Here is a 26,093-nt window from a genome sequence, read left to right as displayed (position 1 = left end):
GGGTCAGTAATGACAATGACTGTCAGCAGATTGCTATTGATAACGTTATTGATAACGTTATTAAGCAGATTGCTAGCGTTGTTGAACCACGCAACGAACCTAAGGATTTCATGATCCCCGCGCAGCTTGTTGGTTGGGGGAATGAGCCCAAGGGACGCAATCAAATCATCTATAAAAATGGAACCAATTACGAAATATACAAAGTCGCCTTCCTCGATAACGCCCTCTTCAATGGCCGCGAAGAAATGGCGGTGCGGGTCATGGACATTGACCTCGATTTGCTGCGGAAAAAGACTATTGGCGGCGATACGTGGTTGCCGATGGGGGGAATTGTCTATGCCTTCCGCGAGGATGCCGTGCGCGAAGATGGCATTGCCCGCCCTGCTATTGCTGGCAAAAACTGGATGAATGCTGTCCCTGTGAGCGGCAGTCCCCACGATCCACCCTTGGCCCCACCCTTGGCCCCTAACGGGATTTCGAAAAAGCCAGTGGATTTCTTTGCCGATCCGCTGCGGCGGCCCAATGGCTTCCGCCTACTGAACGGCAACCGCCTTGACCGCCAAGGCATTCCTGCGGAAAAAATATCGCCGGCTTGTCCTTTATCAGTGATAACCCGGTTTATATTCAGGGAGACTTTAACCTCCACAGCACCGATGGTACAGCCAACAACCTCATTGAGGAGTTTACCGAAAAGCTGACAGATAACTGGAGCAATTTCTACACCCGCAGCACGCTGGATCCTCGCTTTGCGCGTCCCGACCGGGATACATGGCGACCGGCAGAAATTGTGGCCGATGCCGTCACGATTCTCTCTGACAACTTCTGCGATGGCTTTGCCGAGCACTACTTTAAAGGCGCTGCAAGCGTTGATCCTCGTTGCTCCAACAGCAACACGACCTCTTTCCTGAATGCCAACCGGCCCCAACCGCCCGTTCCAACAGGATATGAACAAACAGTGGACAAAAGGGGCGATATTTGTTCTAGAAGTGATCTTACAACAGATGTGTTGTGTAATTCTTCTTCTTTCATCCCCCGTAATCGGTACAGAACCTTTAGCGATAGCCGTGACCTGATTGAGGCGAAAGACAACACCCGCGTCAATGCTGTGATTGTTAGCGGCATTGTGCCCTCGCGACCCAATCAGGCCTACGGCGGCATGCACAACTTCCCGCGCTTCCTCGAGAATTGGAGCGGCAAAAATCTCTGGATCCAAGGGTCATTGATTCAACTCAACTTCTCTACCCAAGCCACCGGCCCCTTTGACCAGGACCAGTGGGAAGTTCCCAACACTACTGCATGCCGGAACGTTGACACTGCCTTTAAGTGTCAGGCAACGACCGACGAGCTGATTCGGTACTATAGCCCTCCAACCCGCAAGTGGGGCTATGATGTGGCTCTGCAACTGGCGCCGGCGGGGCCGGTGGCGCGGCGCTTCATTACCCCCGGACGGCAGCGCACAGAGTATTACACCGAGTTGCGCGCCGATGATCCCTATATCCAGCGCCTGCGCTGTGCGCAGCGACCTGGCAGCATGGGCGGTGGCCGCATTGATCCGAACGTTACCAATGCCGAGTGTTCTGCTTAAACTGTGGAGGTGATTTGCCCATGACTCGACCCGACCGTGGCCTCACGCTGTTGGAGTGTGTGATTGCCATCTTGGTGGTCAACCTCACCCTGGCGATGTTGGCAGCCCCCCTGCTGCTCGTGGCGGCAACGCGACTGCGCAACAATCGCATCAATCAAGCCACAGAAATTGCCCGCGGCGAAATTGACCGGCTGCGGGTGATGATGGAGCAGGGGGTGACTGTGCGCGGCACCTCCACTAGTCTGCTGCCTCCTGAAAGCGCCGTAGCTGCAACCTTAGGGAATGCGGCCGCCCTCTCCACACAACCGCCACCGACAGGCCCAAACCCGATTGCGAGCTGCACCTTACCCTCCAGCGCCACCATGACCTGTGAACGGCAACTGAACAACACCCGCTTTGCCGTCCAGATCTATCGCGGCCAGGTGGTTACCGATGGCAATGGCTTGGTCTTGGGCTATCCAGTGCAGGTGCGGGTCTACAGCGCCGAGGCCCTGCCTGTTCCTCCAGATGCCGTCAGCAGTGGCCAACCCATTAGCCAGGCAACCGCAATGATGACCAGCGGCGGTCCAGAAAGTGAGAGGCGCCCCCTGGTGGTTTTGACCACAGAGATCGTGCGCGCTGATGCCGCCGAAACCCTCTCTTATCTCAAACCCAGCACCCCATGAGCAATCATCGTGCAAAAACAAAGCACAAAGGAGGACTCACAATGAAATGGCCAACCTGGCGAGGGCGGCGGTTTCAGGGCTTTACCCTAGTGGAGATCCTTGTTTCCCTAGTCATTGCCGGCATTCTCATGGCTGCCTTAGGCACTGTTTTGATTGACATGCTCAACACCGAGCGCCGCGAAGCCTCCTTGAATCAACTGCGCCAAGACCTCAAGGCCGCCATGGATGTGATTACCAATGACTTGTCGCAGGCGGTTTTTGTCTATAACGGCAACTGCCTAGCCGGCAATGACCAGCAGTGCGGCGACACCACCCGCTCTGGCCAGCCCCTCACCAATTACCTGCCAGCGTTTCCGGCAACCATGACCCCTGTCCTGGCCATGTGGATTCTGGAGCCTTTTCCCTACGATCAAAACCAACTGGGCTACGCCACCTTTAGGATGCCGCGGGATTGCGAGAGAGTATGGTCTAGCGATGAACCCAGGACGAAACAACACTGCCGCGATCTCCAAAATGGCCGCCGCACCTACACCCTAGTGGTCTATTACATTGACACGGCCCCCACCTCCTTCTGGGCGCCAGACTCACCATGGCAGGGCAAGGCGCGGCTAGTGCGCTATCAACTGCGCAAGTATAAGGTGGCCAACGTGGCCAGTGATGTCAATTATGACTACCTGGGGATTAATCGGGGTTACGTGGAACCCATCGGCGAAACCAACTTTGCCCGCTGGCCTTTCAAAGTAGGCACTACAACCACTGAAAATCTCCAGGACACGCGAGCGGGTGGTCGTCCTGAGGCTAATATTGAGGGCTACCTGCGTGTTACCGATTTGGTGGTGGTCACCGATTTTATTGACACCGATACCACCATGCCCTCCCCGGCCTGTCCAGAGGCGCTGCCAGGCACTCCTGCCTTCGTGCGCACGCCCCTCAGTTCGGCGACAGCACCGGCGGGCTTCTTTGCCTGTGTGCAGGATAGTGGCGCCAGCTTCAATGCCGCCACCTTTGTCTATTTGCGGGGCAATCCTGAGGGACTCCCCGGCATTCGCCCCCAAGATGTGCAAAATCGCCCAGTGATCACCACAACGGTTTTGAGCCGCTCTGTGGAAGGAAAAGTGCCTAAGTACTAGCCGGGAGGAAACAAGCCATGGAACGCCGCCAGCGCGGATACACCATGACAGAGATGTTGGTGGTGATTGTTTTGATCGCCATCGTGCTTGGGATTGCCACGATGAGCCTCTTTCCACTGCTGCAACGGCAACGGGTACGGGCAGCGGTGAATAATGCCCGCAACGTGCTGCGCTTGGCCCAAGCCAGCGCCAAAAAGCAAAAAGTGCCTTGGATAGCTGCTTTTCGCAATACCGACTTGGGCCCGCAGTGGTCAATTAATCCTGTGGGGAGCGATCGGGCCAATTGGCAATGGCAGCCCCTGGTGGACGATGATGAGCAACTGGTGATGGTCATGTGGGCCACCGATTTTAACTCCAGCGCTAGGAATGAAAGGAATGAAATCTTGCCATGCTGGTCAGCACCGGAATCCTCCAGCTGTGAGCTGGCCTTTGACTACCAAGGGCGGGTGATTACACCCGTCACGCCGCGGCGGATTAGCTTTAGCATCTATGCCTATGAAAGCGCTTACCTGCAATGTGTACGGGTTCCTACCATCCTCGGCGGCATGCGCATTGAAGAGGGCAATAGCTGCGGTCAATATAAAGAATAGGAAAGCACAGGATAATCACGGCGCCTAGCAGCAGTGAATGACGATGAGGACCGGTCAAGACTGGGGGTAAACCATGATCCAGAAGGCGAATTTTTACATTAATCTGCTATTCTTTCTGCAAGACCGCCGGCCACAGCGGCGCACCGCCAACGCGGGGTTGACGCTGCCGGAGGTGCTGGCGGTGATCGTTATTTTGGGGGTGATTGCCCTGATTGCCTTGCCCTCCTTGCTGAACCAGCGACTGAAGGCGCAATTGGCCGGGGCAAAAGCGGCAGTGGGGGCGGTGAACCGCGCCCAAGAAGCTTACCGCGTCCGCCATAAAATCTTTGCCACCAAGCTGGCCTATTTGGGGATCTACAATACCCAAGGTGGCGGCTATCGCGTGGATGGCTATCATCCCCTAACCCTGACCTACGACCAAGTGCAAGAGGAAAAGACGGGGCGCATTCTCCATGGGGGCGGCAATCCTTGGTATGTTGCTGTGCATGCGCAGGCCATTGATCCTGCCGGTACGGGGGTCTCGGGTTGCGTGTGGGCAAAGGGGGAAAACTACGGCGTTACGACGTCCTCGGTGAAAGAGGGAACCAGTGCCGCGCCCCCTGGCGACTGTTGGGCCGCCCCCAGCAACGGCACGAACGAACCGGTGAAGTATGTGCCCATCCAAACCACCGAATAGGGGGGCAACTTTTAGAGGGTGGCGTTGATGGCGGGTTGGCCTTGGCCGCTGAGGGCCTCAAGGATCCCCAGCAATTCCTGCTCAAAGGCCAACTGGGCGCGGTTGGTGCGTCCCCCCACGTATAGCACCGTCTGCCCCTGGAGGCCCCAAACTTGGGAGTGGGAGACATAGCTCATCACGACCCCCGCCATCAACAGGGCAAAGCCGGCATAAAACAGGGGAATTCCTGGATCGGCTTTAATTTGTAGCCCCGTACTGCCCACCAACTCCACCAAGCTGAGGGTGACGCCATTGATTTGTGTACTCATGCCGCTGCGCAGGCTGCTGAGAAACTCGCCCTTGGGGCTATAGATGAGCACAGTCCCCTGGAGATCGCGGGCAATGAGGGAAACCCCCTCCGAGAGGTCTGCCTTGGTGGGTAGCCATGTCCCCCAGAGGCGACCCTTGCCGGCTGTGTCCAGTGGCACCATCGGCAATTGCAGCACTGGACTGTTGTTGAGGCGAAAGCGCAGGGCGGCAATGCTCCAATCCGCCTGATAGAAGGTTACGCCCCGATACCTCAGGGGCCGATTGACGTGGATCGTGCCCCGCTTCACCTCCTGGCCAGCAGCATCCACAACAGAGAGATCCGAGTAGAACTGATCAATGTCGCCGGCATCGGTGTAATCAATCCAAAAGCGATTCACCTTCACTGACCAGTCCTGGGGAATGCGGGCGAAGGGTCCCGCCTGTACAAGGTGCTGGAGCTGAAAGGTTTCGCCACTGGGCACCAGCTCCTGGGCCATGAAGCCAGTGAGGGCCCCCAAAATGCCCCCCAGGAGAATCAGGATCAGGCTGGCGTGCACCACAATCGGACCAATGCGACCAACCAACCCCTTGCGGGCATAGAGTTGGGTGTCGGTTTGCCAAACGCGGTAGCCCTTTGCGCTCAGGGCAGTGGCCAGTGCCTTGAGGGAGCCTTGGGGAATGCTGGTGCTCAGGGCCAGCTTTGTGAATTGACGCGGTTCTTGGTAGTACTGCCAGCGTTGGGCAGTGGCTAGGGTAGGGACCTGACGAGTGACGGTACAGGCCATCAAACTGGCGCCAAAGAGCACCAACAGCGTCAGATACCACGGGGTGTGATACACCTGATCCAACCCCAGTGCCAGCAGTACCCGCCAACTTAGAAAGCCAAAGAGGGCGGGGTCTTCGGGATAGTTGGCTTGATAGAAGCTGAGGGACTGCCCCTGCTCAATCACGGTGCCGGCGATGCTGGCGATCGCAATCACCAGCAACAGAACAATGGCTAGGCGCAGATCGCCAAGGAGAGCAAGAACACGGCGAAACACAGGGGCATTCATCGGCATTGAGCGGATTGAGGGTGGGTTAGGGTTGCTTTAGAGGGGCCAATTGACCCAGTCCTGGGGCTTGAGGAATGTGGTATAGAGTTCCGCTTCGCGGCTGTTGGGTTCTGGGGTATAGCCATATTCCCAGCGCACCAAGGGAGGCAGCGACATCAAAATGGACTCGGTGCGGCCATTGGTTTGCAGGCCAAAGATGGTGCCGCGGTCATAGACGAGGTTGAATTCCACATAGCGGCCGCGGCGATAGAGCTGGAATTGCCGCTCGCGATCGCCATACTCCAGGTGGCGCCGCCGCTCCACAATGGGCAGGTAGGCCTCGAGGAAGGCCTGGCCACAGCTTTGCACAAAGGCAAAGAGATCTTCCCAAGAACGACTGCCAATGGCTCCCACAGCTTGGCTATAGCGGGCGGCTTCGCCATCGGGATGCGGGCCACGGTATAGCTCGCGATCGCTGCCATCTTGGTAGTCAAAGAAAATGCCGCCGACGCCGCGGGTTTCGCCGCGATGCTTCAGATAAAAGTATTCATCACACCAGCGCTTAAAGACGGGATAGTATTCCCGGTGGTGGCGATCGCAGGCGGCCCGATGCACCTGATGGAAATGTTTGGCATCCTCAGCAAAGGGATAGTAGGGGGTTAAATCGGCGCCACCGCCAAACCACCACACCGGCCCGGCTTCAAAATAGCGGTAGTTCAAATGCACCGTTGGCACATAGGGATTGCGGGGATGGAGCACCATCGAGGTACCGGTGGCATAGAAGCCATACCCTGCCGCCTCCGGACGCTGCGCCAAGATCGAAGGCGGCAACTGCTCTCCCCACACCTCCGAAAAATTCACGCCCCCCTGCTCCAGAAGCTGACCCTGTTTCATCACCCGCGATCGCCCGCCGCCCCCTTCAGGACGTTGCCAACAGTCTTCCTGAAACTGGGCAGCACCATCGGCGGCCTCTAGGGCCTGACAAATCTGATCCTGTAGATCCTTAAGAAAAGCGGCTACCCGTTGGCGGGAGTCACTGGGCACAGCGGTGGTAACAGAAGGTGCAACAGTCATAGTCAATATCGAAATCCTTATCAACGGTCTTCGGTGTCAAAAGTCGCTTTCAAGCGTTCTAGGCTTTATTGTACTGTTGTGCTAGCACCTGAGCGAGTTTTGCCCCCAGGGCTGCCACCCACCGCTCATCCTGTTGGGTATAGCTGCGGGGGGCATTGCTGCCCAAAATCATCACGGTTTGGGCATCCACCGGCTGGCAGATCACCCCTTGGGTATTCGGGGGTAAATAGTCAAACTCAATGCGGCCGGGGTAAAGGGCCAAATCCACTAAGTAGATGGGGCGTTGCGTCTGTAGGGCCCGCTGCACAATGGCGCCGGTGCGGGTCATGGGTTTGGGCCCAAGAATGCCGCGGCGCAGCAGGGGGCGATCGCCCCGCCAAAGGACCATGGACTTTGTGGGCGTATTCATCAACAGGGTGTAGGAAAGCCAGGCCAGTTCCGTTTGCAACTCTGGCGAGAGATCCGCCGCCAGTTCAAATCCCTCCTCTCCCTCTAGGATCACCGCCTGGGGAGGCCGGGGCTGTACCCGCTGCCAAATCAGCGTTGTTAAGATCAAGACCGCTGCAAGGATGACCCCCACAACATCGGCGCGGGCCTGGGAAGGGGTGAGCATGGGGGTTAAGAGGCGATTGATGAGCAGCAGTGTGCCCCCCAAAACCCCGGTGGCAAGGGGCAAATAGCGCAGGATTTGATCAGTCCTCTGATCAGTCATCGAAAGTCCTAAAAAAGTTCTAAAAAATTGCCGGCGTCACGTAGCTATCTATTATTCACCTATTCACCCATGCCCAGATCACGGTGGTCGGAGTAGATGAAGCAATGAAAAAACAACGGTTCCTCAAAGCTGGCCAGCGATCGCTACTGGTTGTTGCACTGCTGAGTTTGAGGTTTTGGGGTTGTTTGCCCTCTGCCCTCGCCACTCCGCCCCTGCGCCTAGAAATCAACCTCTCGCGGCGCCAATTGACCCTCTACCAAGGAGACACTCCCCTGCGCCGCTATCCAGTGGCCGTGGGTCGCCCAGGGTGGGAAACCCCTGTAGGTCAATTTCAAGTTCGCCAGATGATTCGCAATCCCGCTTGGAAAAATCCCTTTACTGGGGGAGTGATTGCCGGCGGACATCCCCAAAACCCCTTGGGACGGCGTTGGATTGGCTTTTGGAGTGATGGTACCAATTGGGTTGGGTTGCATGGTACCCCCAATCCTGATTCCATTGGGCATGCGGTTTCCCACGGTTGCGTGCGCATGTACAACCGCGACATTGAAGAGCTTTTTGAGAAAGTGCAACTAGGGGTGCCCGTGATTGTGGTGCCCTAGAAGGGGGCAACAAGGGCAGCACCAAAAAAGACGACGGCGATCGCATCCACTAAGCCATGGAGGACAACCCCTGCCCAGAGGCGCTGTGTACAGGCAAACGCCAAGCAGTAAAAGATAGAGGCAAGGGTTGCCATAAGCATATAAACCCCGCGGTAAGCAATGAGGGGCAGTTCTATATCGGCATTGGGCTTGTTCCCGATATGGAGAACGCCAAAAAGGAGCGCACAAATGAGAATCGCCCCCCAAGCGGTAACAACCGGCGGCAGGCGATCGCCCCCATAGTGCCGCAGCAGGTCCCGCACCAAAATCATCAAGCCACTGCGGAAGATCACCTCTTCAAAAATACCCACCCGCATTGCAAAAAGGGTTACATAGACAAACACTGCCAGGGGCGAGGGGGTAAAGTTGAATTGATCCAAGGGCAAAAAGCCCAATAGCGTGCCCAAGGGCACCAGGGTTACCAAGGCCATCAACACCAGTGCCGCCAGTAAACGGGCATCCCGCCAGCGGGGTTCAAAGCTATAGCCAAAGTGCGATCGCCCCCTGCCCAAAATAATCACAAGAATAAAGAGCTGCACCGCCACAAAAGGGCCAAACCGAAAGGAGGGCCTCGAAAACCAGTAGAGGCTAAACAGCGAAAGGGCAATCAAGGGAATCTCCTGCCATCCCAAGCCGGTGGAGGTTGCCCGTGGGGGCTGCCGCCGCTGCCAATCGCCCCAAAGGCATAGGAGCAGATAGATAGGCGTAATGATGAATCCTTCAGTGTACGCCTTGGGGAAGGCGGGGGAAATGAGCCCAGTGTGGCTAAAGAACAAATAGAATGCGGCGCCACTGATCCAAGCCCACAACAGCGGCGGCGGTGTGGTCTTTTGCCGCAGGAGGAAAGGGACACGCACCATTGCCCCGACGCCGCCAAGAAAGATCAGCACATTCAGCCCCCCCTGATTGGCGAAGATCAAGTTCGTGAGAGTCCGGTGCCAAGGAAAGCGGCTTGCCTGGGGCAGGGCCAAGCCAATGGCAATGTACAGTCCCAGACTCAGGAGCAACCGTCCCTGCCACCGTTGAGCCACCTTATCCCCACCAGGGTCAACATCCGGGGTGCCGCTTGCCCACCACAGCACTGGGAACCCCCCAATGATGACCACAGCGGCAGACTCCACGAGACTTTCTAGCCACGGCCAAGGGTTTGAGGATAAATAGTGCAAATAGAGGAATTGTGCCCAAAACCACAATCCACAGGCAGCGATCGCCAGCCGTTGCTCGCGGCGGCTGGAAAATTGGGGTGAGCGGAGAAAGGCCTGGGGGGCAGTGGCCAACCAGTGACTGACAGAACTAACACTCACAGAACTAACGGCGTTTTGAAGCTGGCGCATTTGTTTGGGAATCGGCATTCTAGAACCATCGCGATCGCAACTGCGGGCAGAGCGTTATAATCAAGGCTTGTTCCCAGCCTGTGGGAATAGATTGAGACACCGCGTTGATTGTTGCCTATCCCGCAACCGCATTTTGCCATGACTACCCCCCCTCCTGATCGCGATCGCCTCAGCCAACAACTCAAAGATTTAGAAGCCAAAGCCTTGGGGGCGATCGCCGAAGCCAGCACCCTCGATGCCCTAGAGCACCTGCGCGTGGCCTATCTGGGCAAAAAAGGCGAACTCTCACAAATTCTGGCCCTCATGGGGAAATTGCCCGCCGGCGATCGCCCCGCCATCGGCACCCTCGCCAACACCCTCAAGGAAAAACTCCTCCAAGCCCTAGAGGCACGCCGAGAAACCCTCCAAGCCGAAAAAATTGCAGCTCAACTGGCGGCTGAAACCCTGGATGTGACCATGCCGGGGGTCTATCGTCCCCAAGGGCACATTCATCCTCTCCATAGCACCATTGACCGCATCCTCGATATTTTTGTCGGCCTTGGCTATACCGTTGCCAATGGCCCAGAAATGGAAACCGACTACTACAACTTTGAGGCGCTAAATACACCGGCGGATCACCCGGCGCGCGACATGCAGGACACCTTTTACCTGCCCGATGGCAATCTCCTGCGCACCCACACCTCCTCGGTCCAGATCCGCTACATGGAACTCAATGATCCCCCCATTCGCATTGTTGCCCCTGGGCGCTGTTACCGCCGCGACACCGAAGATGCCACCCACGCGGCGGTGTTCCATCAGATTGAGATTTTGGCAGTGGATGAGGGCCTGACCTTTACCGACCTCAAGGGCACCGTCACCACGTTTCTGGCTGAACTCTTTGGTGATGTTCCCATTCGCTTTCGTGCCAGCTATTTTCCCTTTACCGAACCTTCGGCGGAAGTGGATGTGCAGTGGCAGGGACGCTGGCTCGAGGTGATGGGTTGTGGCATGGTAGATCCCGCCGTCCTCAAGAATGTTGGCTACGATCCAGAAATCTATACAGGCTTTGCCGCCGGGTTTGGCGTAGAGCGGTTTGCCATGGTGCTGCATCAAATTGATGACATTCGCCGCTTCTACACCAGTGATCTGCGCTTTCTGCAGCAATTTTAGGAGGGCAAGGCCTTGGCGTCACCGCGGCTGCTGGCCATTCTCAACGGCAAAGGCGGCGTGGGCAAAACCACAACGGCGATTAATCTGGCAGCCACCTATGCCGAACAGTACAAGGTACTATTGGTGGATGCAGATCCCCAAGCCTCAGCCACCTGGTGGTTTCAGCGCAGCGGCCGCCCCATAGGCTTTGATCTCGCTCAAGAGGTCAACCCCAAACTCCTCAGCAAGGTGCGCCAGCTCTCCGGCTATGACTTAATTGTGGTGGATACCCCCCCGCCCTAGCCTCCAGTGCCCTAGGGGCAGTCGTGCCCATTGCCGACTATCTGGTGCTGCCCACCCCCCCTGCCCCCATTGATCTTGCCGCTCTTATTGAAACCGTCAAGCAAGTGGTGGAACCGTCTAAGGTTCCCCACCGCGTCCTGCTCACCCGCGTTGATCCCCGCTGTGTCAATGAGGCCCTTGAGGCCCAAAATACCCTCTTGCAGTTGGGGGTAGCGGCTTGTCATGCCTTTATCCGCGCCTACAAAGCCCACGAACGAGCTGCCCTAGAGGGGGTGCCCATTACCCAATGGAAGGGCAAACAGGCCAAGGAGGCCCAAGCCGATTACCGCCGTGTTGCCGAGGAGCTGGAGCGGGATTGGCGTTGATGGCCTGTCCCTAAAAACGTCCTTAAAAACAAAGCCAGTATAATGTACGATAATGTACGATTAATATGCAGAATCTCAGTCGCTTCAAAGGAATATGCGTCGTTTCCTAGGTCTAGCCTGTATTCTAGGCGGCCTTTATTTCCTTGCCCAGAATATTATCTTTCATGGCACCCTTGGAGCAGGTACAACCGTTCTCTTGTCCTTGGTCGGTATTCTCATGATTACCTCAGGTCGTGATCAGATTCGGTACCTTGGATATGGGGTCTTAGCGTTAGCCGTATTCTTTATTTTTCTCAATGCGCGTTTTTTCCTGAAACCAATAAGTCTTTTGCAGTTTGTGGCTAGTTACACTGCTATAGTCATTGGGTTTCGGTTGTATGGGGGTTAATTAAAATTAGATAATTAAAGATTCCCAGCCCTTGGGGTTTGTCAATTATGAATAATATCAGCCCTGTCATATCAGTGATGAAACAATGATATTAACAATACGATCGCCCCAGGATAGGTTTCTGTGATCCTAGGCCATAACTGAAGTCGCACTTCAATGGCGTTTTCTTTGCGCCGTCGAAGTTTTTGAAGTCTTTGAAGTTTTTGAATTAAGGTCAACAGAACGTGGACACCACCGTACTGAGTCAATACCGTCAGCACACCCAAGAGCGCGCTGTTTTGGGAATTCCCCCCCTGCCCCTGACCGCCGCACAAACCTCTGCCGTCTGTGATCTCCTACAACACCCACCCGCTGGGGAAGAGGAATACCTGCTGCACCTGATTCGGGATCGCGTGCCCCCGGGTGTGGATGAAGCGGCCTATATTAAGGCGGGCTTTTTGACGGCGATCGCCAAGGGGGAACTCAGCAGCCCCCTCATCACCCCGATTGCAGCGGTGGAACTCCTAGGGACCATGCTGGGGGGCTACAATGTTCAATCCCTCATTGACCTGCTGCGCCACGAGGACCCGGAACTGGCCAGTGCGGCGGCCACTGCCCTGAGCCATACCCTCCTGGTCTATGACGCCTTTCACGATGTCCAAGACCTCATGCACCAAGGGAATCCCTACGCCCGCCAAGTGATGGAATCCTGGGCCAATGGCGACTGGTTTACCTGCCGTGAGCCACTTCCAGAGGCGATTACCGTCACTGTTTTCAAAGTGGCGGGTGAAACCAACACCGATGATCTCTCCCCTGCTCCCCATGCCACCACTCGCCCTGATATTCCCCTGCACGCCACGGTAATGCTGGAAAGCCGCTTGCCGGGGGCACTGCAAATCATTGCCGAACTGAAGCAAAAGGGCTATCCCCTCGCCTATGTGGGGGACGTTGTCGGCACCGGTTCCTCCCGCAAGTCCGCCACCAACTCGCTGATTTGGCACATTGGCCGGGACATTCCCTACGTCCCCAATAAGCGCACCGGGGGTGTCTGCCTTGGCGGCAAAATTGCCCCCATTTTCTTCAACACAATGGAGGACTCGGGCGCGCTGCCCATCGAGTGCGATGTCACCCCAATGAACCTGGGGGATGTGATCACGATTTACCCCTACCGCGGTGAAATTACTAATGAAGCGGGGGAAGTGATCAGCCGGTTTACCCTCAAGCCCGATACCCTCTTGGATGAAGTGCGAGCGGGTGGGCGCATTCCACTGCTCATTGGGCGTACCCTCACCGACAAAGCACGGGCAGCCCTTGGCCTCGACCCCAGTCCCCTCTTTACCCGTCCCAAGCCTCCCATTGAAAGCAACAAAGGCTATACCCTGGCGCAAAAGATTGTCGGTAAAGCCTGCGGCCTCCCTGGGGTCCGCCCCGGCACCTACTGCGAACCGGTGATGACAACGGTTGGCTCGCAGGATACAACGGGCCCCATGACCCGCGATGAGCTCAAGGAATTGGCCTGCCTTGGCTTTGGTGCGGACTTGGTGTTGCAAAGTTTCTGTCATACGGCGGCCTATCCAAAGCCCGTTGACATTAAAACCCACAAAGAACTGCCGGACTTTATCACCTCGCGGGGCGGCATCTCGCTGCGACCAGGGGATGGCATTATTCACTCGTGGCTCAATCGCATGCTGCTGCCCGATACCGTGGGCACGGGGGGCGATTCCCACACGCGGTTTCCCTTGGGCATTTCCTTCCCTGCCGGCTCTGGCCTAGTGGCCTTTGCGGCGGCCTTGGGGGTGATGCCTTTGGATATGCCGGAGTCGGTGCTAGTGCGCTTCAAAGGTTCCTTACAACCGGGGGTGACGCTGCGGGACATTGTCAACGCCATTCCCTATGTGGCCATTCAGCAGGGCAAGCTGACCGTTGCTCAGGAAAACAAGAAAAACGTCTTTTCAGGACGCATTATTGAAATGGAGGGACTGCCCGACTTGCAACTGGAGCAGGCCTTTGAACTGACGGATGCCACGGCGGAGCGATCGGCGGCCGGCTGCACAATTCAACTGAGCAAAGAGACAGTGGCCACCTACCTGCGCTCCAATATCACCCTTTTGAAAAACATGGTGGCTCGGGGCTATGGCGATGCGCGGACGATCCTGCGGCGGGTGAAAAAAATGGAGGCCTGGCTGGCCAATCCCCGTCTTCTCGCTGCCGATGCCGATGCTGAGTATGCCGATGTGATAGAGGTGGATCTCGATCAGATCAAGGAACCCCTTGTGGCTGCCCCCAACGATCCTGACAATATCAAAACTCTCTCGGAATGTGCGGGTGATCCGGTGCAGGAGGTCTTTATTGGCTCCTGTATGACCAATATTGGCCACTACCGTGCCGCTGCCAAGGTGCTGGAAGGGGAAGGAGCGGTGCAGGTTCGCCTCTGGATTGCGCCACCTACCCGCATGGACGAGCAGCAGTTGCGCGAGGAGGGCTACTATAGTATTTTTGCCGCTGCTGGAGCACGCCTGGAGATGCCGGGCTGCTCTCTGTGTATGGGTAACCAAGCCCGCGTTGCTGATAACACGACGGTTTTTTCCACCTCCACACGGAACTTCAATAACCGCATGGGCAAAGGGGCGCGGGTCTATCTGGGATCCGCAGAGCTGGCGGCAGTCTGTGCCCTGCTGGGGCGCATTCCTACCCGCGAAGAGTACCTAGACATTGTGACGCGGAAAATTAATCCCTTTGCAGCGGATCTCTATCGCTACCTCTACTTTGATCAAATTCCTGACTACGAAGACCAAGGCCGTCTCGTTTCTAAGGAGGAGGAGGCGAAACTACTAGCCTGTATGGGCGGCTAGCCCTTGACCTAAACCCAACGGGAGAGAGCAATTCCGCCTTCCACACAAAGAAACCCTAGGATAGGCGTGCTGAGCCAATAGAGCCACGCAAGCCGAGGATAGCCTTGGCGACGCAGGTTGGATACCTCTAGGATAAACGTGGAAAAGGTGGTCAAAGACCCCAAAAAACCAACGGTGAGGCCATAGCTGAGCCACAGCGGCGCCCCCCAGCGGGTTACAGCATGGCTCAAAAAGCCCATGAGAAAGGCCCCCATCAGGTTCACACTCAGGGTGCCAAAGACCAGGGTGCCAAAGCGGCGATCGCTCCATAGACCGACGTAGTACCGTGTCAACGCTCCGGGCACAGCTCCGAGGGCGATCGCCACCAGTCCTTCAGGTGAGATCATCCCACTTCTCCCAAGAGGCTAATCCCCACAGCACTAAGCGGCTGCCCAACTCCAAAGCCAGCAATCCCAGCCCCGTACTGCCGAGCCAGTAAAACCCCTCGGCTGCCATATCCCGGATACCCAAGAGCTTGTCGTTATCCAACTCGTAGGATGAAAAGGTTGTATAGGAACCAATCAATCCCGTTGTCAATAGCAAGCGCAAATCGGGGTGCACGACAAACGTGCGGGCAAAGGCGAGGGGGGCAATCACCCCCAGCAAAAAGCAGCCAGTGACATTTACAATCAACGTGGCAAAGGGCACATTACCCACAAGATAGGGTTCCAAATAGACCGCCAGTAAGAAGCGACTCAAGGCACCGGGGATGGCTCCAAGACTGACGGCCAAGGCGGGGCGCAACCGAGGATGAATCGACGTCACAAGCGGGGCTCCTCCACAATCAATACCGGTCGAGTTGAACTCTCAAGAATAGTCTGACACACAGACCCCATGAAGACACGCTTGAAACCCTTTTGACTATGGTTTTGACCATGTTTGCCAAGAATGATTTCAGTCACGTTGTACAGGGCGGCGGTACTCAAAATGGCTTCGGTAATGGGGCCAGCCGTCATAATGAAACGATAGCGAATATCTGCAAGGTACTGCTTAATTTGGGCTTCGAGGGTGGCCACCGCTTTGGGGTCAGGTACGTCCTGCACATGGAGCACAATGACTTGCGCATCAGCACGGCGCGCTAATTCCGCCGTCTTTTGCAGAACATAGGGGGTGACACTGGAGGTATCCACCGGTGCTAAAAGAACAACCCGGGGTTGCAGCAGGACTTTGGTGGCATCCACCTCGCCCTTTTGCAGGAGTTTTGGCGCAAAGGTGGGAATTGCCCATGCCCCAACGGGAGCCGTAATCACGATCGCCAGAACCGCGATCGCTAGCATCGTTTCCCCCCCAGGCACCCCAGCAGACAAAGGCAGAGCACCAATGGCCGCTTGTACAGTTGCCTTGGCTGAATTCCCCGCCAGCAAAAAGAGGCGTTCTGAGAGGGTCCAATTACTGCCAAGGGTGGAAAGATACCAACCAATGCCCCGCCCCATCAAGGTACCCACCGCCAAAATGACTAAACCCACACCGAGGGAACGTTGCAACACCCCTAACTGGACACTGGCACCCAACAGCACAAAGAGAAAAATCTCTGCCCCCTGCCACAGCACGTCAAATCCCCCCCGTAATTGCCGCCCTAGGGGCGCATCCATCTCAATCAAAAAGAAGCCCGCACTCATGACCGCAAGGTAGCCGGAAAACAGGGGCAGGCGATCGGCCAAGCCCACTGCCCCCAAGGCCACTGCTGCTGCCCCGAGGGTTGTTTGCACCCGATTTTGACTCCAGTTTTGCTTGACCAACAAAAAGACCAGCGCCCAGGCCAAGCCATAGCCCACAATCAAGCCACCCCCAATTTCAAGGAGCGCCTGCACACCCACTGCCAAGGCGGGCGGCAAGCCGCCTAGGAATCCCCCGCCATGGTCAACCCCCATGAGTAAACTGAAAAGCAGTAGCACCACTACATCGGAAATGGCACTGCCTGAGAGAATGGCATCGCTAATCCCCTTGTCCACGCCCCAGCCCAAACTTTTTAGCCGTAGCATCCCCGGCACAATGACCGCGGGGGACTCCGGTGCCACGATCGCCCCCAACAATAGCCCCTGTCGCAAATTAAATCCCAGTAAAAGCATGGCCACCCCTGCCACAACTGCCATTTCACACAAGGCGGGTAACACCCCAAGGCGTAGAGCCACAGTGCCCTGTTGGGCCAATTTCTGGCGATCCAAGCCCAGTCCCGCCTTCATCAAAATCACCATCACCGCAACGGCACGAAAGGTGGGGGCTGCCCCTAGGACGTCGGCTTGCAACAGATTCAAAGCCCCAGGCCCGAGGACAATCCCCACAAGAATCATGCCGATCAAGGCAGGTGCCCCCAGTCGCCGCGCCAACTGACCAGCAAAGAATCCCAGCAGGAGGATGAGGGCAAGGGTTTCTAAAATAGTTGACATCGCTGCCAACCTCGCTGTGACACCAAACCCTACCCTAGCGAATAACCCAATTCATTTCCAAGGCTCAGTGTCCCTAGCGATCGCCACAAATCCTCTATATGCTCTATAGTGCTTGGTTATTGGCGGAGCATCGGCAAGATGACATATTGCTTGGGAATTCTCACCACATCGGGTCTGGTGATGGCGGCAGACTCTCGCACCAATGCGGGAGTAGACTATATTTCCACCTATCAGAAGCTCTTTGATTTTTCGGTGCCGGGGGAGCGGGTGATTGTGATTTGTACCGCTGGTAACCTTTCCATTACTCAGGAAGTTCTCACCCTGATTCGCCGCGATCTCAAGGGGCAGTTGGAGCGCAGTCTCAACACGTTGCCCAATATGTACGAGGTGGCCCGCTATATCGGTAGTAAGCTGCGGGAGGTCACCGATAGTCATCGGCCCTGGTTAGCTAAGGATAACATTGACTACCAATGCACATTTCTGGTGGGGGGGCAAATTCGTGGCGAGGAACCCTACCTCTACCTAATCTACAGTCAAGGCAATTTTCTGCAAGCGACGCCGGAAACTCCCTTTCTCCAGATTGGTGAAACAAAATATGGCAAGCCGATTTTAGACCGCACGTTGCGCTTCGATACGCCGGTAGATGCGGCGGCAAAATATGCCCTGCTCTCCCTTGATTCAACGATGAAATCCAATATCTCCGTCGGCCCCCCCCTTGACCTGATCATGTACCGCACCGATAGCTTTGAAATCTGTCACCGCGCCGAATTTGTTTTGGGTGATCCTTTTTTGGTAAAGGTGCGGCAGTTTTGGGAGGCCTCCTTGCGGCGAGCATTTGAGGAAATGCCGGAGATTGAATGGAACCGCCGCCAGTCTTCTCCGACGTCCTCAATGGTGCTGCCAACACCGGAAACCCTTATTGCAGAGTAGGAAAGACCAACTATGACATCTCCTTCCTTAGAACAGCAAGTAGCAGCCTTGGGGATTGGCCACATTAAGCAGCATCTATTCCTCTGTGCCGACCAAACCAAACCCCTGTGTTGTGACAAGGCAGTGGGTTTAGAAGCATGGGAATATTTGAAAAAGCGCCTCAAGGAATTAGGCTTGGATCAACCGCGCCCAGAGGGCTGTATTTTTCGCACCAGGGCCAATTGCCTGCGGGTGTGCCAACAGGGGCCGATTTTAGTGGTCTATCCCGATGGTGTGTGGTATCACTCGGCAACGCCCGCAGTGATTGAGCGGGTCATTCAGGAGCATGTGCTGGCGGGGCAGATTGTTCAGGAATATCTACTGGCGTCACCACTGCCCGAAAGAGCAGGCGATCGCCCCACCAATACCCCGCATGGGTAATGCACACAGGTGTTCCTGCCGCTAAGGGGGCGCGATCGCTCTGGTGCTGGTGCGGATCAAAGGGAACACAGGCCCCAACTTCACCAATCAACCTAACCCCCCACTGCTCTAAGAGTTGAAACACCGGCTGCACTAGGGGCAAAATTCGCTGGGCAGGGGCGGTGGGGTTTTGTCGGGCAGCAGCGGCGGCAGTGGGCCAGAAGCGCAGAAACGGTTCAAGGATTTGTAGGGCTTGGTGTTGGAGCGCCGCCTCAGCAGGGGATTCGCCATAGAGCCACTGAAACAACTCCAACGGCGTCAGCCCCAGAACGTGGGCCAGGTGTTCGAGGGTTTCAAGGCGCAGTCGGTGCAGGTTGCCGAACCAAATGGCATTGGCTTGCTGTCGGGTAAATCCTTTGCGGTGCAGTTGACTCTTGCGGGTAATGCCGACCATCGCAAGGCGCTCTTGCAGACGCTGGCTCATCCTTCTAGTCGCTGCCCAGTGTGATCGTCAAAAAAGTGGAGATGCTGCGGATCAGGGCGCAAATACAGGCGATCGCCCCGCCGAATGGGCTGTTGCCCCGGCAAGCGCAACCGCAACGTCTCTCCGGTTACCGTGAGGTGAACCGTCAAGCCCGTTTCATGGCCAAGGGCCTCCACCAGATCCACCTGAGCTGCCAGTGTATCCTTCTCTTCAGCAGTGGCCAACAGGAAATGCTCTGGACGAATCCCCAGCCATGCTTTTGAGGCCCAGGGCAAGGGCTGGCTCAGGGACAACTGCCAATTGGCGTGCTGAATCTTCCCTTGGCTGAGGGTCACGGCTAAAAAATTCATCGGCGGTGAGCCAATAAACTCCGCCACAAAGCGATTGGCAGGACGTTGATACAGGTCGAGGGGCGTGGCAATTTGTTGAATTTGGCCTTGGTGCAGGACCACAATGCGATCGCCCATGGTCATCGCTTCCGTTTGATCATGGGTCACATAAATGGTCGTGGTGCCCAATTGCCGCTGAAGTTGGACAATTTGGGCGCGGGTCTCGGTGCGCAGCTTGGCATCTAGGTTAGACAGGGGTTCATCCATCAAAAAAACCTGGGGATTGCGGGCCATGGCTCGTCCGAGGGCAACCCGCTGTTTCTGACCGCCGGAGAGTTGTTTGGGATAGCGATAGAGCAAGTGCTCAATTTGCAACAGCTGTGCAATCTGCTTCACCCGCTGGTGAATGGCCCGTTCGCGGGGAAAAGAAAGTTGCATCCCCTTGGGGAGCGATCGCGTCCAGCGCGTTAAGGTGGCTTCAATGGGAGCGGGTAACACCCCCTTTATCTGTGAGTTGCGGCGCAAACCAAAGGCCAAGTTGTCATAAACGGTGAGATGGGGATAGAGGGCATAGCTTTGAAAGACCATGGCAATGTCTCGTGCTTTGGGGGGTAAACCATTGACCAGGCGATCGCCCACCCAAATCCTGCCCGTGGTTGGTTCGTCTAAACCCGCAATGAGCCGCAGCAAAGTACTCTTGCCACACCCCGAAGGACCCACTAGCACCAAAAACTCGCCCCCACCCACACTTAGATCAATCCCTCGCAGAACCATGACATCATTCCCGCGCTGGGGGTCGCGATAGACCTTAGTCAGTTGTTCAAGGCGTACACCGGTCACGATCGCTGTCCTAGAGGGGCTAATTGGCTAGAATCCCACACTGGGGCCAATCTGACAAGACGCCTAGGCAAGGTGCAGATTCAGGACGGAACGGGGCGCCCGGCGAACCCGTGCCCGGATCGTGGGCAGTCCCAGACGTTGGCAGGCTTCATAGCGATGACACCCCGAAAAGCCATAGTACTGCCCTTCCACCTCAAGGACATCAATGGGTTCCTGCTGGCCAATTTCAGCAATGGAGGCCATCAGCGCTTCAACTTTGGCTGGATCCGTTTGCCGAATCAGGGGACGACGAATGGCCTTGAGAGGCAAATCCAAAACTCGCATTGGCTTATCCAAACTCGTTATGAATTTATTTTAGCAATCCATCGCCTGTCGGCAACAAAACGCTCTTGAATAACTTCCTAACTTGCAGTAAAACAATACGGGTTGGCTTTTAGCCATTAGTTGTGCCGTTTCGGTGTTTTTTTATGGGTTTGCAACGTCGTCGCTTCCTCACCCTGGCAGCCGCCGGTATGGGGGCAGCGCTGCTGCCCCAAGGGCTGCAGCTTTTGTATCAACGGGCCGCCCGCGGCCAATCAGTGACAGGTCGTGGCTTTGGCCCTCTGGTCAAGGATCCCAGGGGCCTGTTGGATTTGCCAGCCGGGTTTCAGTATCGAGTGTTCTCAAAGCTGGGCGATCGCCTCAGTGATGGCACCCCTGTGCCCACCTGCCATGATGGCATGGCCGCCTTTGCTGGCCCTGATGGCACAACCATCCTGGTACGTAACCATGAGATCACTCCTGGACTGTCCCCGGTCTTTCAAGGGGTAGTAGTTCCCAAGGACAAGATGTACGACCCCCTTGCCCGCGGCGGCACAACCACCCTTGTGGTCAGCAAAGATCGCCAGCTCCTCAAGCATTACGTTTCCTTGGCCGGCACCTCCCGCAATTGCGGCGGTGGCAAAACCCTCTGGCGCAGTTGGATTAGCTGCGAAGAAACGATTTCCACCCCTGAACATCCCGCCAACGGAGGCCCCGTGCAAAAACCCCATGGCTATAACTTTGAAGTGCCCATCAGTGCCCAGGGACCAGTGACGCCAGTTCCCCTGAAGGCAATGGGGCGCTTTCAACATGAGGCGATCGCCATCGATCCAAAAACACATATCATCTATCAAACAGAGGATCGCGGGGATGGTCTCTTCTATCGCTTTATTCCCAAAAAGCCCACCAACCTTGCCGCCGGCGGTCAACTCCAGGCGTTGAAAATCAAACGCTACCCGAAAGCTAAGACGGGTCAGGGTTTTCCCCTACGCCAGCCCTTCGAGGTGGAATGGGTGAATATTGCGGAACCTGACCCCCCCCAAGATACAGTGCGCTATGAAGGTTATCAGAAAGGGGCAGCCCAATTTGTGCGCGGTGAAGGCCTCTGCTACCACAATGGCGAATTCTACTTTACTGCCACCAGCGGCGGTAACAAGCGCTTAGGTCAAATCTGGCGATATCGCCCCGGCAGCACCCCAACGGCGGGGGGCACCCTTGAGCTATTTGTGGAGTCCCCCGGCAAGGCAGTTCTGGATTACCCCGATAACTTGACGATGGCACCTTGGGGAGATCTCATTTGCTGCGAAGATGGCAACGATTCAGTGAACCGTCTGGTTGGCATCACGCCCACCGGCGAAGTGTACACCCTTGCTCGCAATGCCCTCAATGATCAGGAACTAGCGGGGGTTTGCTTCTCCCCCGATGGCCAAACCCTGTTTGTGAATCTTTACCATCCGGGGATGACCTTTGCAATCTGGGGGCCTTGGGATCGGCGGGGCTAATGGCCCAACTACCCCACCAAAAGGGAGCCCAGGATGACCTGGCTCCCTTGCTGTTTGCCTACAGACTCAACTCAGCACTGCCATCCCTTCTCCTTCCGTCCTTTCTGCCTTAGCTCAGCGCCACAGGGGAGCGATCGTAGGTGGCCGCCAAAGCGGGATTCACTTTGCCCTGAATGTGCTGCCAGTAGTGGGCAGCACTCAGGGGCATGCCGATCGCTGTCGCCATTCGGGCAAGGAGGGTTTGTTCACGGCTTTTAATCATCACATGATGGGCCATCGCCAAGGAGCGAGCCATTTCGTTAACTGTTGCTGTCATGGGCACCGAGGCCACATTATCAGCCAAGCGAGCAGCGGGAACACCGGCGGGCGGTTTGCCTTTTTGATACTTGGCGCCGCGATAGGTCATGATTTTTAAGGATTCTTCCGGCGGATTTGTCACCGCAGCCACCCGATAGGTGCTACCGCGATACTTGGCCACGACATCCGTTGCTTGGGTGTTGATCGCTGGAGGAACGTAGTTGTATTGAACGCCGCGATAGGTCAGAGTCGTCATAGTTTTCGCCCCATTTTTATTACAAGGTGGACTGATTGAGGCGCGTTCCTTCGGGATCGATTTCCCTACTTCCGTCCCTCGCAAAGGTACAACGCTGACAATTCAACTCGGTCTGAAAAGCGTTTACTGATGCCCTGTGAGGGATGAACGATTTATTTCTGTATCTAATTTAACAATTTCTCGACCTTAAAGCAAGCTATTCATAGAAATTTACAATACTCGGGCCACTACGCCCCTAGGGAGGGGATTGTCTGAGACAAAAAAAGGCCAACCCCGAGGATTGACCCAATGGCATCATTTTTGCACCTTTATTGATATTGTATTGACGTTGAAGGGCAGTTTTAGGCCTCTGCTAGGGGATAGACACTCACACGCTTGCGATTTTTGCCATAGCGCTCAAAGGTAACGACACCGGCAATCATTGCAAAAAGGGTATCATCACCCCCACGACCCACATTCGCGCCCGGGTGGAATTTTGTTCCCCGCTGCCGCACCAGAATGTGACCGGCCTTGACCACTTCCCCGCCAAAGCGCTTGACACCCAAACGCTGGGCATTTGAATCGCGACCGTTGCGGGTACTACCTGTTCCTTTCTTGTGTGCCATGTTAACCTCCTAGGGATTCACCATTGAGACGAATCTCATTGATCATGATGCGAGTGAGTTCTTGACGGTGGCCTTTTTTCCTGCGGGTTTTCTTTTTCGGCCGCATTTTATAGACAATCACCTTCGGCCCGCGCCGATGCTCCATCACCGTACCAGAGACAACCGCACCACTGACGTAGGGTTGACCCACGTGGACTTGGCTATCGGTTTGCACCAGCAACACCTGTTCAAGATCAATGGTGCCCTCCGGCTCAATGGCGAGCCGCTCCACATCGTAAAAGCGCCCGGGTTCAACGCGCAGTTGCTTGCCACCGGTCTCAATGATTGCGTATGCCATAGAAATTAAAAAACTCCTTGCCGTGCAGGTGAGGGGATGCGCGCCTCTTGGAAAACCTGTTCCGTGCAAACTCAACAATTTTCCATCATAAAATTGATCCCCTGTGGCTGTCAAACCCTCGCCGACCCCAGGCAGACGGTCTGTTGAACCTTTAGTCAATTCGGGGCACTCATCGAGGGAGATTTCCTTAAATGTCTGGATAGGTAAATGTCTGGATAGGTAGTGCCCACACCAATGACCTCTTCATGGTGAAGCAGAGTCCTGTGCTGAAGCGGCAGGCCATTCAGGAACGTGCCATTGCGGCTGTGGGAATCACTAATGAAGGAGAGGGGCTGTCCCCTAAAGAGAAAGGCGTTGATCTCAGCATGCAACCGCGAGACATAGGTATCTGTGGGATGAATACAACAGTCCAGCTGGGGGCCACTGGTCCACTGGCGATCGGGACTGAGAATGACTGCCTGTTTTGGCAAACCACGTTCGCGAACGATCAGTGATGCTTTGGGGTAGCTTGGCGTTGGCATCCTGCGTCTGCCATCTTAACGGGATGCCCTGAGCCTAAATTCTCTAGGTTACCACTAGATTACCCCTAGATTACAAATGTTGCCCCATCCCCTTGGGCCGCTTGCCAACTGCGGGCATCAAAGTATAAATCCTCAAGGGAAATACTGGCCAAGGCCTCCTGAAGTTTTTGGTGGAGTCGTTGCCAGAGACTCAAGGTTACCCAATCGGCGGTGCCATCTTCCGGTTGAGGGGGGTGTAAAAACAGGGGAGCTGGCGATTCACCAACAGCAGTAAGGATATCCCGCAGGGAAATGGTCGCTGGGGGACGGGCGAGTTGATAGCCCCCATAGACGCCGCGCAGCGATCGCACCAAGCCGGCACGCCGCAATTCAATCAAGAGTTTTTCTAGATAGGGGGCAGGAATCTTTTGCCGCTCAGCAATGGTACGCACCGAGGCAGGCCCATAGTTGGGCAACAAACTCAAGTCCAACAGAGCCTTGATACTGTAGTGGCCACGGGTGGTGAGGGTCATGCGGCTTTGCCAACAGTGGTGATGTAGAGAACGGCTTCTTCGGGGGGAATGCCGAGGAGATCGTTGACCTGATCATCAAAGAAGCCGCCGATGCCACTCACCCCTAGCCCCAAGGCGGTAGCGGCTAAGTTAAGTCGCTGGCCGAGGTGGCCGGCATCCATGTGCAGGTAGCGATAGGCGCGTTCGCCATAGCGAGCGATCGCCCGCTCCAGATTGGCGGTATGGAAAATCACCACTGCGGCATCGCGACCGAGGTCTTGATTGAGACAGAGAAAGTGCAACGGTTCCTGAAAGTTCTTGAAGCGAATCTGGCGGAGTTCATGCTCAGCTATAGCGTAGTAGTAGCAGCCCTCCTCAAGCGCCCTGACCCGCGTCACGGCAATAAAGGTTTCCACCAGGGTTGGGTCAAAGAAACTGGGGCATTCGTCTAGGCCTTGATCGCGGTAGTCTTGCGGATGGTAGGCAAAGGTGAGCAGGGCAGCCAATTGATCCACCTCAATCCCTTGGCCACTGTACTGACGGGTGGAACGCCGCTGGAGAATGGTTTGCTGCAGAGCGGCTAGATTGGTCTCCCAGTGAATGATGGTTTTGCTGAGACTGACCCGCAGCCCAAAGGGAAAGTTGTACTTACTTGCAGGGGGTTCGGGAGGCGCCTTGGCCCTGGGGCTGGGTGTCTGCATGCCGTAGATTATCTCACTACTTGTGAGGGCACTGGCACGATGGCAGGCTCTGAGCAACTCGCCACTGGCGATCGCCCCATAGTCATAGCAGGTAGCAGAGGGTAACACAGAGGGAAACGGGGATAAGTTTTCGTCCACTGCCAGCAAATTGGCCAGGGCAACCACCGCCAAGACCCCCTCCTGCTCTGGATCAAGGTAAAGCAGTTCATTCATCTGGGCATCCACAAAACCACCAATAAAGTGGGCACGAAAATCATGGATATTGGCGGCCAGTTCCACATTCCCCAAGAGGTGCCCAATGTCAAGACAAATGCGGCGATAGGCGCGATCGCCATAACGCCAAGCGGAACGGTAAAAGACGGCTGTGACCACCAGAGCAATGTGCGTCCTTTCTAGGGCTGGATGCCAAAGACAAGCCGCCTGTAGGGCTGACCAACAATAGCTTTGCCACACCTGCACAAGGGCATGATCTTTTACTTGATAGTTATAAATGCCAGCGGGAATAGCAGTATCGTTGCGAGTGAGAACATAGATCTCCGCTGGATATAGCCCTCCCGCAGAGGGTGCTGCCCGCATATAAAAGGGCTGATCGGGATAGGGAACCACCCCAGTAATGCCATAGGTGCAGTACAACAAGCGGGAGAGTCGCTGCCAGCAGGGGTGAGCCGACCCCTTCGCTGGCTCTAGGAACGACTTCAGGGAAAAGACGGAGCCCAGGGGATAGGTTTTGAAGGGACTCGGTTGACGGCTCCAATCCAGGGGGGCAGCTTGTTGGGCTAAGGTCTCAGGGGCGTACTTGGTGCGTTCGTGGTAATGCTGTGCCAAAGAAAGTTGTTGAAACCCCATGGTGGTGCCTCACCAAGTTAAGAAACCATTAAGTAATGTAACTTCGTCAATAAATTCCCCTACAGTCAAAAAAGCCTAAGTAGAAATACCT

General features: G+C 55.9%; 28 protein-coding genes, 1 pseudogene and 1 riboswitch. Of the genes and pseudogenes, 13 read left to right on the top strand and 16 right to left on the bottom strand.

Annotated elements, in window-relative coordinates:
- Positions 1-110: 110 nt before the first annotated feature.
- The 6 genes from NK55_RS13365 (at position 111) to NK55_RS12245 (ending at position 4,646) form a co-directional block, all read left to right on the top strand.
- Entirely contained in the window at positions 111-698 is a 588-nt protein-coding gene (locus tag NK55_RS13365) for a hypothetical protein (protein ID WP_162147159.1), read from the top strand.
- Complete coding sequence (locus tag NK55_RS01340; RefSeq protein WP_041428898.1) at positions 593-1,585, top strand: hypothetical protein; 993 nt, start codon at positions 593-595, stop codon at positions 1,583-1,585. Before NK55_RS13365 ends, NK55_RS01340 begins: the two co-directional genes overlap by 106 nt.
- Positions 1,586-1,605: 20 nt before the next feature.
- Positions 1,606-2,250, top strand: coding sequence for a hypothetical protein (locus tag NK55_RS01335; protein ID WP_024124057.1), 645 nt, complete (start codon positions 1,606-1,608; stop codon positions 2,248-2,250).
- A gap of 41 nt (positions 2,251-2,291) precedes the next feature.
- Positions 2,292-3,380, top strand: a complete 1,089-nt coding sequence (locus NK55_RS01330; RefSeq protein WP_024124056.1) for a PilW family protein — start codon at positions 2,292-2,294, stop codon at positions 3,378-3,380.
- 17 nt (positions 3,381-3,397) lie between these two features.
- Positions 3,398-3,970, top strand: a complete 573-nt coding sequence (locus NK55_RS01325; RefSeq protein ID WP_024124055.1) for a Tfp pilus assembly protein FimT/FimU — start codon at positions 3,398-3,400, stop codon at positions 3,968-3,970.
- A 73-nt stretch (positions 3,971-4,043) separates the two neighbouring features.
- Complete coding sequence (locus NK55_RS12245) at positions 4,044-4,646, top strand: type IV pilin protein (RefSeq protein ID WP_024124054.1); 603 nt, start codon at positions 4,044-4,046, stop codon at positions 4,644-4,646.
- Positions 4,647-4,657: 11 nt separating this feature from the next.
- On the opposite strand, the gene NK55_RS01315 is transcribed toward NK55_RS12245, so the two are convergent.
- The 3 genes from NK55_RS01315 to NK55_RS01305 are packed head-to-tail and all read right to left on the bottom strand — an operon-like array spanning position 4,658 to position 7,751.
- Positions 4,658-5,986 carry a cytochrome c biogenesis protein gene (locus NK55_RS01315; RefSeq protein WP_157869619.1) on the bottom strand — a complete coding sequence of 443 codons (1,329 nt, stop codon included), beginning with the start codon at positions 5,984-5,986 and terminating at the stop codon, positions 4,658-4,660.
- 36 nt (positions 5,987-6,022) lie between these two features.
- Positions 6,023-7,039 (bottom strand): oxygen-dependent coproporphyrinogen oxidase, encoded by a 1,017-nt coding sequence (gene hemF, locus NK55_RS01310; protein WP_024124052.1) that lies wholly within the window; start codon positions 7,037-7,039, stop codon positions 6,023-6,025.
- 58 nt (positions 7,040-7,097) lie between these two features.
- A complete protein-coding gene (locus NK55_RS01305; protein ID WP_024124051.1) occupies positions 7,098-7,751 on the bottom strand; it encodes a cofactor assembly of complex C subunit B in 654 nt (217 codons plus the stop codon).
- Between the two features lie 104 nt (positions 7,752-7,855).
- Between NK55_RS01305 and NK55_RS12625 the strand changes: the two genes are divergently transcribed.
- A complete protein-coding gene (locus NK55_RS12625; RefSeq protein WP_024124050.1) occupies positions 7,856-8,350 on the top strand; it encodes a L,D-transpeptidase in 495 nt (164 codons plus the stop codon).
- Here the strand turns inward: NK55_RS12625 and NK55_RS01295 are convergent.
- Entirely contained in the window at positions 8,347-9,741 is a 1,395-nt protein-coding gene (locus tag NK55_RS01295) for a CPBP family intramembrane glutamic endopeptidase (protein ID WP_024124049.1), read from the bottom strand. The genes NK55_RS12625 and NK55_RS01295 overlap by 4 nt on opposite strands.
- Positions 9,742-9,861: 120 nt before the next feature.
- Between NK55_RS01295 and pheS the strand changes: the two genes are divergently transcribed.
- The 3 genes and pseudogenes from pheS to acnB all read left to right on the top strand — a co-directional run bounded on the left by pheS (position 9,862) and on the right by acnB (position 14,738).
- Entirely contained in the window at positions 9,862-10,872 is a 1,011-nt protein-coding gene (gene pheS / locus NK55_RS01290) for a phenylalanine--tRNA ligase subunit alpha (RefSeq protein ID WP_041429395.1), read from the top strand.
- A 12-nt stretch (positions 10,873-10,884) separates the two neighbouring features.
- Positions 10,885-11,519: pseudogene (locus tag NK55_RS14135) on the top strand (ParA family protein).
- A 612-nt stretch (positions 11,520-12,131) separates the two neighbouring features.
- Positions 12,132-14,738, top strand: coding sequence for a bifunctional aconitate hydratase 2/2-methylisocitrate dehydratase (gene acnB, locus NK55_RS01275; RefSeq protein ID WP_024124046.1), 2,607 nt, complete (start codon positions 12,132-12,134; stop codon positions 14,736-14,738).
- Positions 14,739-14,746: 8 nt separating this feature from the next.
- Here acnB and NK55_RS01270 read toward each other — a convergent pair whose 3' ends face one another.
- Genes NK55_RS01270 through NK55_RS01260 form a run of 3 tightly spaced genes read right to left on the bottom strand, consistent with a single transcriptional unit; the run spans position 14,747 to position 17,164 of the window.
- Positions 14,747-15,124, bottom strand: coding sequence for a CrcB family protein (locus tag NK55_RS01270; RefSeq protein ID WP_024124045.1), 378 nt, complete (start codon positions 15,122-15,124; stop codon positions 14,747-14,749).
- Positions 15,111-15,542: a fluoride efflux transporter CrcB gene (crcB, locus tag NK55_RS01265; protein ID WP_024124044.1), complete on the bottom strand. Its 432-nt coding sequence runs from the start codon at positions 15,540-15,542 to the stop codon at positions 15,111-15,113. Before crcB ends, NK55_RS01270 begins: the two co-directional genes overlap by 14 nt.
- Positions 15,539-17,164, bottom strand: coding sequence for a sodium:proton antiporter (locus NK55_RS01260; protein ID WP_024124043.1), 1,626 nt, complete (start codon positions 17,162-17,164; stop codon positions 15,539-15,541). The genes crcB and NK55_RS01260 overlap by 4 nt, the downstream gene beginning before the upstream one ends.
- 138 nt (positions 17,165-17,302) lie before the next feature.
- On the opposite strand from NK55_RS01260, the gene NK55_RS01255 reads away from it, so the two are divergent.
- The gene (locus NK55_RS01255) at positions 17,303-18,094 is read left to right on the top strand and encodes a proteasome-type protease (protein ID WP_024124042.1); all 792 of its coding nucleotides are present in this window, start codon (positions 17,303-17,305) and stop codon (positions 18,092-18,094) included.
- A gap of 12 nt (positions 18,095-18,106) precedes the next feature.
- Entirely contained in the window at positions 18,107-18,514 is a 408-nt protein-coding gene (locus NK55_RS01250) for a ferredoxin (RefSeq protein ID WP_024124041.1), read from the top strand.
- Here the strand turns inward: NK55_RS01250 and NK55_RS12240 are convergent.
- The 3 genes from NK55_RS12240 to NK55_RS01235 all read right to left on the bottom strand — a co-directional run bounded on the left by NK55_RS12240 (position 18,408) and on the right by NK55_RS01235 (position 20,470).
- Positions 18,408-18,977, bottom strand: a complete 570-nt coding sequence (locus NK55_RS12240) for a helix-turn-helix transcriptional regulator (RefSeq protein ID WP_024124040.1) — start codon at positions 18,975-18,977, stop codon at positions 18,408-18,410. The two genes, NK55_RS01250 and NK55_RS12240, sit on opposite strands and share 107 nt — an antisense overlap.
- The gene (locus NK55_RS01240; RefSeq protein WP_024124039.1) at positions 18,974-20,146 is read right to left on the bottom strand and encodes an ABC transporter ATP-binding protein; all 1,173 of its coding nucleotides are present in this window, start codon (positions 20,144-20,146) and stop codon (positions 18,974-18,976) included. Before NK55_RS01240 ends, NK55_RS12240 begins: the two co-directional genes overlap by 4 nt.
- Positions 20,147-20,209: 63 nt before the next feature.
- Entirely contained in the window at positions 20,210-20,470 is a 261-nt protein-coding gene (locus NK55_RS01235) for a ParB N-terminal domain-containing protein (protein WP_024124038.1), read from the bottom strand.
- Positions 20,471-20,613: 143 nt separating this feature from the next.
- Between NK55_RS01235 and NK55_RS01230 the strand changes: the two genes are divergently transcribed.
- Positions 20,614-21,948 (top strand): alkaline phosphatase PhoX, encoded by a 1,335-nt coding sequence (locus tag NK55_RS01230; protein WP_024124037.1) that lies wholly within the window; start codon positions 20,614-20,616, stop codon positions 21,946-21,948.
- Positions 21,949-22,057: 109 nt separating this feature from the next.
- Here the strand turns inward: NK55_RS01230 and NK55_RS12620 are convergent, their stop codons facing one another.
- From NK55_RS12620 to NK55_RS01200, 6 genes are all read right to left on the bottom strand, one after another.
- Positions 22,058-22,501 carry a DUF4278 domain-containing protein gene (locus tag NK55_RS12620; RefSeq protein ID WP_024124036.1) on the bottom strand — a complete coding sequence of 148 codons (444 nt, stop codon included), beginning with the start codon at positions 22,499-22,501 and terminating at the stop codon, positions 22,058-22,060.
- A gap of 39 nt (positions 22,502-22,540) precedes the next feature.
- A riboswitch (Glutamine riboswitch) is annotated at positions 22,541-22,653 on the bottom strand.
- Positions 22,654-22,842: 189 nt separating this feature from the next.
- Positions 22,843-23,106: a 50S ribosomal protein L27 gene (gene rpmA, locus NK55_RS01220; protein WP_024124035.1), complete on the bottom strand. Its 264-nt coding sequence runs from the start codon at positions 23,104-23,106 to the stop codon at positions 22,843-22,845.
- Position 23,107: 1 nt separating this feature from the next.
- Positions 23,108-23,443: a 50S ribosomal protein L21 gene (gene rplU, locus NK55_RS01215; protein WP_024124034.1), complete on the bottom strand. Its 336-nt coding sequence runs from the start codon at positions 23,441-23,443 to the stop codon at positions 23,108-23,110.
- Between the two features lie 155 nt (positions 23,444-23,598).
- Positions 23,599-23,964, bottom strand: a complete 366-nt coding sequence (locus tag NK55_RS12615; RefSeq protein WP_024124033.1) for an FHA domain-containing protein — start codon at positions 23,962-23,964, stop codon at positions 23,599-23,601.
- 65 nt (positions 23,965-24,029) lie between these two features.
- Positions 24,030-24,476, bottom strand: a complete 447-nt coding sequence (locus NK55_RS01205; protein WP_024124032.1) for an Rrf2 family transcriptional regulator — start codon at positions 24,474-24,476, stop codon at positions 24,030-24,032.
- A complete protein-coding gene (locus tag NK55_RS01200; RefSeq protein WP_024124031.1) occupies positions 24,473-26,002 on the bottom strand; it encodes a SagB/ThcOx family dehydrogenase in 1,530 nt (509 codons plus the stop codon). Before NK55_RS01200 ends, NK55_RS01205 begins: the two co-directional genes overlap by 4 nt.
- Positions 26,003-26,093 lie beyond the last annotated feature (91 nt).

The sequence above is a fragment of the Thermosynechococcus sp. NK55a genome (genome assembly GCF_000505665.1).
Taxonomy (GTDB): domain Bacteria; phylum Cyanobacteriota; class Cyanobacteriia; order Thermosynechococcales; family Thermosynechococcaceae; genus Thermosynechococcus.
This window is presented reverse-complemented; position numbering and strand designations above follow the sequence as displayed.

Excerpts from the sequence above, each read along its gene's own strand:
- NK55_RS01230 (WP_024124037.1), top strand. The coding sequence starts at position 20,614 with ATGGGTTTGCAACGTCGTCGCTTCCTCACCCTGGCAGCCGCCGGTATG.
- NK55_RS01330 (WP_024124056.1), top strand. The coding sequence starts at position 2,292 with ATGAAATGGCCAACCTGGCGAGGGCGGCGGTTTCAGGGCTTTACCCTA.
- NK55_RS12240 (WP_024124040.1), bottom strand. The coding sequence starts at position 18,977 with ATGAGCCAGCGTCTGCAAGAGCGCCTTGCGATGGTCGGCATTACCCGC.
- NK55_RS01205 (WP_024124032.1), bottom strand. The coding sequence starts at position 24,476 with ATGACCCTCACCACCCGTGGCCACTACAGTATCAAGGCTCTGTTGGAC.
- pheS (WP_041429395.1), top strand. The coding sequence starts at position 9,862 with ATGACTACCCCCCCTCCTGATCGCGATCGCCTCAGCCAACAACTCAAA.
- NK55_RS01335 (WP_024124057.1), top strand. The coding sequence starts at position 1,606 with ATGACTCGACCCGACCGTGGCCTCACGCTGTTGGAGTGTGTGATTGCC.
- NK55_RS01315 (WP_157869619.1), bottom strand. The coding sequence starts at position 5,986 with ATGAATGCCCCTGTGTTTCGCCGTGTTCTTGCTCTCCTTGGCGATCTG.
- rpmA (WP_024124035.1), bottom strand. The coding sequence starts at position 23,106 with ATGGCACACAAGAAAGGAACAGGTAGTACCCGCAACGGTCGCGATTCA.
- NK55_RS12245 (WP_024124054.1), top strand. The coding sequence starts at position 4,044 with ATGATCCAGAAGGCGAATTTTTACATTAATCTGCTATTCTTTCTGCAA.
- NK55_RS12620 (WP_024124036.1), bottom strand. The coding sequence starts at position 22,501 with ATGACGACTCTGACCTATCGCGGCGTTCAATACAACTACGTTCCTCCA.
- rplU (WP_024124034.1), bottom strand. The coding sequence starts at position 23,443 with ATGGCATACGCAATCATTGAGACCGGTGGCAAGCAACTGCGCGTTGAA.
- NK55_RS13365 (WP_162147159.1), top strand. The coding sequence starts at position 111 with ATGATCCCCGCGCAGCTTGTTGGTTGGGGGAATGAGCCCAAGGGACGC.
- NK55_RS01250 (WP_024124041.1), top strand. The coding sequence starts at position 18,107 with ATGACATCTCCTTCCTTAGAACAGCAAGTAGCAGCCTTGGGGATTGGC.
- NK55_RS12615 (WP_024124033.1), bottom strand. The coding sequence starts at position 23,964 with ATGCCAACGCCAAGCTACCCCAAAGCATCACTGATCGTTCGCGAACGT.
- NK55_RS01305 (WP_024124051.1), bottom strand. The coding sequence starts at position 7,751 with ATGACTGATCAGAGGACTGATCAAATCCTGCGCTATTTGCCCCTTGCC.
- NK55_RS01255 (WP_024124042.1), top strand. The coding sequence starts at position 17,303 with ATGACATATTGCTTGGGAATTCTCACCACATCGGGTCTGGTGATGGCG.
- NK55_RS01270 (WP_024124045.1), bottom strand. The coding sequence starts at position 15,124 with ATGATCTCACCTGAAGGACTGGTGGCGATCGCCCTCGGAGCTGTGCCC.
- NK55_RS01260 (WP_024124043.1), bottom strand. The coding sequence starts at position 17,164 with ATGTCAACTATTTTAGAAACCCTTGCCCTCATCCTCCTGCTGGGATTC.
- NK55_RS01295 (WP_024124049.1), bottom strand. The coding sequence starts at position 9,741 with ATGCCGATTCCCAAACAAATGCGCCAGCTTCAAAACGCCGTTAGTTCT.
- hemF (WP_024124052.1), bottom strand. The coding sequence starts at position 7,039 with ATGACTGTTGCACCTTCTGTTACCACCGCTGTGCCCAGTGACTCCCGC.
- NK55_RS12625 (WP_024124050.1), top strand. The coding sequence starts at position 7,856 with ATGAAAAAACAACGGTTCCTCAAAGCTGGCCAGCGATCGCTACTGGTT.
- NK55_RS01200 (WP_024124031.1), bottom strand. The coding sequence starts at position 26,002 with ATGGGGTTTCAACAACTTTCTTTGGCACAGCATTACCACGAACGCACC.
- NK55_RS01235 (WP_024124038.1), bottom strand. The coding sequence starts at position 20,470 with ATGCGAGTTTTGGATTTGCCTCTCAAGGCCATTCGTCGTCCCCTGATT.
- NK55_RS01325 (WP_024124055.1), top strand. The coding sequence starts at position 3,398 with ATGGAACGCCGCCAGCGCGGATACACCATGACAGAGATGTTGGTGGTG.